This is a genomic window from Corallococcus aberystwythensis, from assembly GCF_003612165.1.
Taxonomy (GTDB): Bacteria; Myxococcota; Myxococcia; order Myxococcales; family Myxococcaceae; genus Corallococcus; species Corallococcus aberystwythensis.
The window spans coordinates 1-7,041 of record NZ_RAWK01000384.1 but is presented as its reverse complement, the minus strand read 5'-3'; the positions used below and the strand labels follow the sequence as shown (position 1 = coordinate 7,041).

The following is a 7,041-nucleotide window of genomic DNA, read 5'->3' as shown; positions in this document are numbered from 1 at the left end:
CGCATACAGCGCCTGCACCAGCGGGGAATGCCGGCGCGGACCTCGGGGTGGAGGCACCTGCACGGGAGGCGAGCGCGGGCCTGGGCGTGGCGCCGCCAGCGGGGCAGGTGGACGCGGGCGTGGGCGTGGAAGCACCGGCAGGGAAGACAGGCTCAGGCCTGGGCGTGATGCCGCCAGCGGGGAAGGTGGACGCGGGCCTGGGCGCGAATGCGCCAGCGGGAGGACGTTCGACGGAAGGCGGACCGCGCCCGCGTGTCACGGCGGCACTGGCCGCGAGGCTCGCGGAACTGCACGTTCCTCCGACCGCGCTGACGGACATGCAGCGCGCCTGGGTGCGCGGAGCGGCGAGGGACCTGCTCGCCCACCGGGGCCAGGGCCGGGTGACAGTGGGCGCGCGGCAGCCGCCACTGGTGCATGAGCTGGCGTTCGCGGTGGACGAGGCGCTGGGCAACCCGCCCCGGCTGCTGGAGCCCGTGGCGCTTCCAGAAGGAGGCCCGGAGGCGCTGAACTCGCTCATGGTGGAGCTGTTCGCTGGACGGGTGGACACGCTGATCATCACGGCGTGGAACCCGGCCTGGACGTCGGCGGTGGACTCGGGCTTCACGCGCTACCTGGAGCGAGCCCCCTTCCGCCTCTACCACGGCCTCCACGAGGACGAGACGGCCGCGCTCTGCCCCACCTTCGTCCCCGCGACGCACCCCTTCGAGTCCTGGCGTGACGGCCGCGCACCGGACGGCACCGCGTCCGTGCTGCAACCGCTCATCGCGCCCCTGTTCCCGGGCGCCGTGCCGGAAGTGGAGCTCCTGGCCGTCTTCGCGGGCCTGGAGTCACAGAGCCCCTACGAACTGCTCCAGTCCCTGTGGAGGGAGCGCTCGGGGGCGCCACCGGACTTCGAGGCGCGCTGGGAGACGTGGCTCTCGGACGGCGTCATCCCTGGCACCCGGGCTCCCCCCGCGCGGGCCGTGCTGGATGAGGCCGCGGTGGTGCAGGACGCGCTCGACGTGGCGGGGCTGAATCCCCTCCGGATCGTCCAGGACGCACCGGACCTCCGAGCAGAGGCCCGCGCGAGCCACCTGACGGAGGCACCCCAGGGCCTGGAGCTGTCGCTGGTGCTGGATTCGCGGCTGTACGACGGCCGCTTCGCCGGCAATGCGTGGCTCCAGGAGCTGCCCGACCCGGTGACGAAGCTCACCTGGGACAACGCCGCGCTCCTCTCCCCGGCCACCGCGCGTGCGCAGGGACTGGAGAAGGGGGACGTGGCGCGCATCGAGGTGCTGGGGCAGGCGGTGGAGGTGCCCGTGCTGGTGCTGCCCGGCCAGCCGGACGACACGGTGACGCTGGCGCTGGGCCACGGCCGCGAGCGCGTGGGCCCGGTGGGGCAGGGCGTGGGCGTCAACGCGTACGCGCTGCGGTTCCGGGACCTGCCCTGGGGCGGCGGGACCCCGACGCTCACCCGGACGGGCCGGCACCATGCGCTGGCCCTCACGCAGGAGCACTGGAGCATGGAGGGACGCCAGCTGGCGCTCCAGCTCACGGGCGCGGCCTTCCGAGCGAAGCCCCAGACGCTCCAGCCGCTCCAGGAGGACGGCGAACGGATCTACCCGCCCGCTTCCGCGCCGCTCGTGAGCGAGCGCCACCAGTGGGCCATGGCCATCGACCTGCACCGGTGCACGGGGTGCAGCGCGTGCATGGTGGCCTGCCAGGCGGAGAACAACGTGCCCGTGGTGGGACGCGACGGCGTGCTCAAGAGCCGGGAGATGCACTGGCTGCGCATCGACCGGTACTTCCTGGGCGACCCGGACGCCCCGGGCTTCATCACCCAGCCCGTGGCGTGCGTGCACTGCGAGGCCGCGCCCTGCGAGTACGTGTGCCCGGTGAACGCCACCGTCCACTCGGACGAGGGCTTGAACCAGATGGTCTACAACCGCTGCATCGGCACGCGGTACTGCTCCAACAACTGCCCCTACAAGGTCCGCCGCTTCAACTACCTGGAGTATCAGCAGCGCGAACCCCTCACGCGCCTGCGCCAGAACCCGGACGTGACGGTGCGCTCGCGCGGGGTGATGGAGAAGTGCACGTACTGCGTGCAGCGCATCGAGCGGGCGCGAGCCGTCGCGCGCTCGGCGCACCGGGACGTGCGCGAGGGCGAGGTCCGCACCGCGTGCCAGCAGGCCTGTCCCACGGAGGCCATCACCTTCGGGGACCTGCGCGCGCCGGAGTCCCGGGTGCGCCGCGAGCACGAGGATCCCCGGCACTACAAGCTGCTCAACACGCTGGGCACCCGGCCGCGCACGGTGCACCTGGTGCGCCTGAAGAACCCGGCGCCGAAGGGAGGCGCATGAGCACGGCCGACCCACAGGTGCCCGCGCCCGGAGATCCGCTGACGGAGCACCCGCTGCTGGAGGGGCGCTACTCCGACCGCGAGTACAGCGAGTCGCTGCTGGCGTACGTGCACCGCCCGCCGGGCCGGACGTGGTGGACGCTGCTGGGCTTCGGGCTTGCCGGGACGGCGGTGCTGGCGGTGGCGGTGGGCGTCACGCTCTTCGTGGGCGTGGGGATGTGGGGCAACAACATCCCGGTGGCGTGGGCGTTCGGCATCACGAACTTCGTGTGGTGGATCGGCATTGGCCACGCGGGGACGCTCATCAGCGCCATCCTGCTGCTGTTCCAGGAGAAGTGGCGCGGGTCCATCAACCGCTTCGCGGAGGCGATGACGCTCTTCGCGGTGACGTGCGCGGGGCTCTTCCCGCTGCTGCACCTAGGGCGGCCGTGGAAGTTCTACTGGCTGGTGCCGTATCCCAGCAGCCTCCGGGCGTGGCCGCAGTTCCGCTCGCCGCTGACGTGGGACATCGCGGCGGTGGGGACGTACCTCACGGTGTCGCTGTTGTTCTGGTTCCTGGGGTTGATTCCGGACCTGGCCACGGCGCGGGATACGGCGAGGACGCCCCGGGCGCGCTTCTGGTACGGGCTGGCGAGCCTGGGGTGGCGGGGGTCCGCGCGGCACTGGCGGCAGTGGCGCACGGGCTACCTGCTGCTGGCGGGGCTGGCCACGCCGCTGGTGGTGAGCGTGCACACCATCGTGTCCTTCGACTTCGCGGTGGCGCAGCTGCCGGGCTGGCACACGACGATCTTCCCGCCGTACTTCGTCGCGGGCGCGGTGTTCAGCGGCTTCGCGCTGGTGCTCACGCTGCTCATCCCCGCACGCAAGGCGCTGGGCATCGAGCACGTGGTGACGCCGCTGCACCTGGACAACATGGCGAAGGTGCTGCTCGCGACGGGGTGGATGGTGGCGTACGGCTACCTCCAGGAGCACTTCTTCGCCTGGTTCAGCGCGAACCCGTTCGAGCTGCACGCCACGCAGGCGCAGGTCTCCGGACCGTACGCGCCGCTGTTCTGGATGCAGCTGTTCTGCAACGTCGCGGTGCCGCAGCTGTTCTGGTCCTCGCGGCTGCGCACGAACGTGGCGGTGCTGTGGGTGGCGTCGCTGCTCATCAACGTGGGGATGTGGACGGAGCGCTTCCTCATCGTGGTGGCGTCGCTGAGCATGGACTTCCTGCCTTCGTCCTGGGCGGCGTACCGGCCCACGTGGGTGGACTGGAGCCTGCTGGGCGGCACGGTGGCGTTCTTCGGCACGGCGTTCCTGATGTTCCTGAAGTGGGTGCCCGCGGTCTCGGTGAGCGAGATGAAGGAGCTCCAACGCGAGGTGGATGCCTCGCTGCGCTTCCGCCAGGAGCACTCGCGTCCCCCGGGAGGTGCCCCGTGAGCCGCCACTGGGTGCTGGGGGAGTTCGCGTCCAGCGACGCGCTGGTGGCCGCGCTGAAGGACCTGCGCGCGAAGGGCTTCGAGCAGCTGGACGCGCACACGCCGTTCCCGGTGGAGGAGACGTTCGAGGCGCTGGGATTGAAGCGCTCCCCATTGCCGCTGCTGACGCTGGGGGCGGGGCTGGGGGGCGCGGCGTTCGCGTATGTGACGCAGTGGTTCGCGAACGCGGTGGACTATCCGTTGGACGTGGGAGGCCGGCCACTGCACAGCGTGCCCACGAACCTGCCCATCGCGTTCGAGCTGGGCGTGCTGAGCGCGGCGCTGGCGGTCTTCGGCGCGCTGATGGTGATCTTCGGCTTCCCGCACGTGACGCACCCGGTGTTCGACGTGGAGTCCTTCCGCAGCGCGTCCGTGGATGGCTTCTGGGCGAGCGTGGCGGTGGACGCGAAGGACGCCCCGGTGGTGGAGGCGGCCCTGCGCGAGTTGGGCGCGCGGCAGGTGTCGGTGGTGGCGGAGGGCGCGCGATGAGGCCGTGGGGGCTCCTGGCGCTGCTGGGCGGGATGGCCGCGTGCGACGACACGGATCCCATGGCGTCACAGCCGCGGGCGGAGGCGTTCAGGGCGAGCGCGTTCTTCGAGGACGGCCGGGCGATGCGGCCCCTGGTGCCGGGCACGGTGGCGCAGGAGTGGCGCGCGCTCGGAGGCACGCAGGAGCTCACGGCGGAGGGCGGATGGCTTCAAGCCGTGCCGGTGCCGTTGACGCGCGAGCTGCTGGAAGAGGGACGCACGGCCTATGACACGTGGTGCGCGGTGTGCCACGGGCTGACGGGCGACGGGGACGCCATCGTGGCCAGGAAGATGCCGCAGCGCCGGCCGCCCGGGCTGTTCGTGCCGCACGACCATGCGACGCAGGTGGTCTACGGCGTCGCGGAGGGTGAGGCCCCGTACACGGGCATTCCGGCCGTGACCGCGAGGGTGGGACCCGAAGCATTCCCGCTGCCCGCGAGGGTGGACGGGTGGGGCGCCGTGAGGGACACGGCCGATGCGGGGCGGCCCGGTGCCTCGGTCCCTTGGACGAGTGACGCGGGATGGCCCCGAGCCTGGGCGGCATCCCGCGTGAATCCGGAGTCGCGGCCCGAAGCGGTGGATGGGGCTCCCACGAACGTATCGGAACGCAGCGGTGCACGGGGGACCGGTGCCTCGGATGCGGAGCCGGAGCCGGAGCGCGTGACCGTGAGTGACACGGACGCGGCACGGGCCCGGCAGGCGGCACTCGTGGGGCCGCGAGGCCTGGCGATGGAGGGACGGCTCAATGCTCGCTCCACGACGGGAGATCTGCCGCATCCGCCGGGCTTCTACTTCGCGGTCATCTCCCACGGCTTCGGCGTGATGCCCGCCTACGGACCGCAGCTCACGCCTCATGAACGCTGGGCCGTGGTCGCGTACCTGCGAGCCCTGGGCCGCAGCCAGCGAGCACCGCTCACCGTCGCCCCGCCCGATGTGCAGGCGCGGCTGCGCCAGGAGGTCCGCGCGCCATGACGGTCCTCGCTCCCATGGTGCCAGGCCCCCGGGCCTCCATGCTGTACCCCGCCCGTCTGACATGGCCTCAACCGGTCTGCACGTCGGACAGGTTTCCGCTGCTCGCATGGGACGGAACCTCCTCCCGGCCGAAGCGCTCCCAACTGGTCCGACAGTCGGACCAGTTCGCGAGGTGCGCCGCCGGCAGGGAACTCCCTCAGGGGGCGCCGCTGAGCGGATGGCGTGGAAGCCCCTCCCGGCCGAAGCGCTCCCAACTGGTCCGACAGTCGGACCAGTTCGCGCGCTACGCCGCTGACGGGGAGCTCCCCCAGGGTTTTCAGCTGCTGGCAGGGGGCCGACGCCCCTCCCGGCCGAAGTTCTCTCAACTGGTCCGACAGTCGGACCAGTTCGCACGCTGCGCCGCCGGCAGGGAGCTCTCCCATGGGGCTCCGCTGCTCGCAGGGGACGGAAGCCCCTTCCGGCCGAAGCCTTCCCAACGGGTCCGACAGTCGGACCCGTTCGCGCGCTGCGCCGCCGACACGGAGGCCCGGTTGGCGGCTCTCTTCTCAGTCAGCGAGACAAGATCCAGGTCCAGAGGTCTGGCATCCCCGCCCTTCGTGCGCGCTACCGCCCAGGCGCGGTCCGGCCAGGAGGAGGTCCGCGCGCGATGACCACTCCCGTGCTCCCACGCTTCGAAGGGGGACACCGCGCGCTGGGCATCAGTGTGGCGCTCGGCGTCGTGGGCCTCGCCGCCACCGCGCTCGGTGCCTTCCTCGACGTGCGTCAGGCGCTCGCGGGCTACCTCTTCGGCTTCACCTACTGGCTGGGCCTGTGCCTGGGGGCGCTGCTGCTGCTCGCTGTCTTCCACGCGGCCAAGGCGCGCTGGCCCGTGGTGCTGCGGCGCGCGCTGGAGGTCATGGCCGCCACCGCGCCGCTGTTCCTCCTGCTCTTCGTGCCCCTCGCGCTGGGTCTGCGGCACCTGTACCCGTGGGTCGAGCCCTCCCCGGGCCTGGGCGAACACACGCTTCACGTGCTCGAGCACCGGCGGCCCTACAACAACGTGCCCTTCTTCCTGGTGCGCGCGGCGCTGTACTTCGTCACCTGGGGCGGCGTGAGCCACCTGCTGCACCGCTGGTCCGTGCGCCAGGATGCGACGGGGGACGTGCGCTGGACCCTGTGGCAGCGGCGGCTGGGTGGAGGCGCGCTGCCCGCCCTGGCCCTCACGTTCTCCTTCATGACGCTGGACTGGATGATGTCGCTGGAGGCGACGTGGCAGTCCACCGTCTACGCCGTCCACGTCTTCTCCGGTTCCTTCGTGGGCGCGCTGGCCTTGCTGATCATCGCGGGCGCCGCCACTCGCGACACGCAGCACTTCGGCAGCTTGCTGTCTCCGGGCCACTACCACCGGCTGGGCACGCTGCTGTTCGCGTTCGTCTGCTTCTGGGCCTACATCGCCTATTCACAGTTCATGCTCATGTGGATCGCCGCCCTGCCGGAGGAGGTGGGCTGGTACCGCGTCCGCATGGAGGACGGCTGGGGCGCCCTCTCCATGGCCCTGGTGCTGGGCCACTTCGTCATCCCCTTCGCCCTGCTCCTGTCGCGCGAGCTCAAGTCGCGCCCGCGAGTGCTGGGGGCCGTGGCGCTGTGGCTGCTCGCGATGCATGCCGTGGACGTGGCCTGGCTGCTGTTCCCCTCCCTCTTCCCGGGACGCGTCTTCATTCCCTGGACGGCGCTCACCGCGTGGGTGGGCGTCGATCAGGGA

5 protein-coding genes are annotated in these 7,041 nt (G+C 71.7%); all 5 read left to right on the top strand.

Translation table 11 applies throughout. The features are described 5' to 3' along the window. The coding region (locus tag D7W81_RS38305) for a 4Fe-4S dicluster domain-containing protein (RefSeq protein WP_244227720.1) at nucleotides 1-2,342 on the top strand (2,342 nt) is incomplete at its 5' end. Next, the gene (gene nrfD, locus D7W81_RS38300; RefSeq protein WP_120560301.1) at nucleotides 2,339-3,763 is read left to right on the top strand and encodes an NrfD/PsrC family molybdoenzyme membrane anchor subunit; all 1,425 of its coding nucleotides are present in this window, start codon (nucleotides 2,339-2,341) and stop codon (nucleotides 3,761-3,763) included. The genes D7W81_RS38305 and nrfD, both read left to right, overlap by 4 nt. After that, on the top strand, nucleotides 3,760-4,290 hold the full coding sequence (locus tag D7W81_RS38295; RefSeq protein ID WP_120560300.1) for a DUF3341 domain-containing protein: 531 nt from the start codon (nucleotides 3,760-3,762) through the stop codon (nucleotides 4,288-4,290). Before nrfD ends, D7W81_RS38295 begins: the two co-directional genes overlap by 4 nt. Beyond that, on the top strand, nucleotides 4,287-5,300 hold the full coding sequence (locus D7W81_RS43895) for a c-type cytochrome (protein ID WP_244227719.1): 1,014 nt from the start codon (nucleotides 4,287-4,289) through the stop codon (nucleotides 5,298-5,300). Before D7W81_RS38295 ends, D7W81_RS43895 begins: the two co-directional genes overlap by 4 nt. Nucleotides 5,301-5,946: 646 nt before the next feature. Further along, on the top strand, nucleotides 5,947-7,041 hold a 1,095-nt coding region (locus tag D7W81_RS38285; protein ID WP_120560299.1), incomplete at its 3' end, for a hypothetical protein.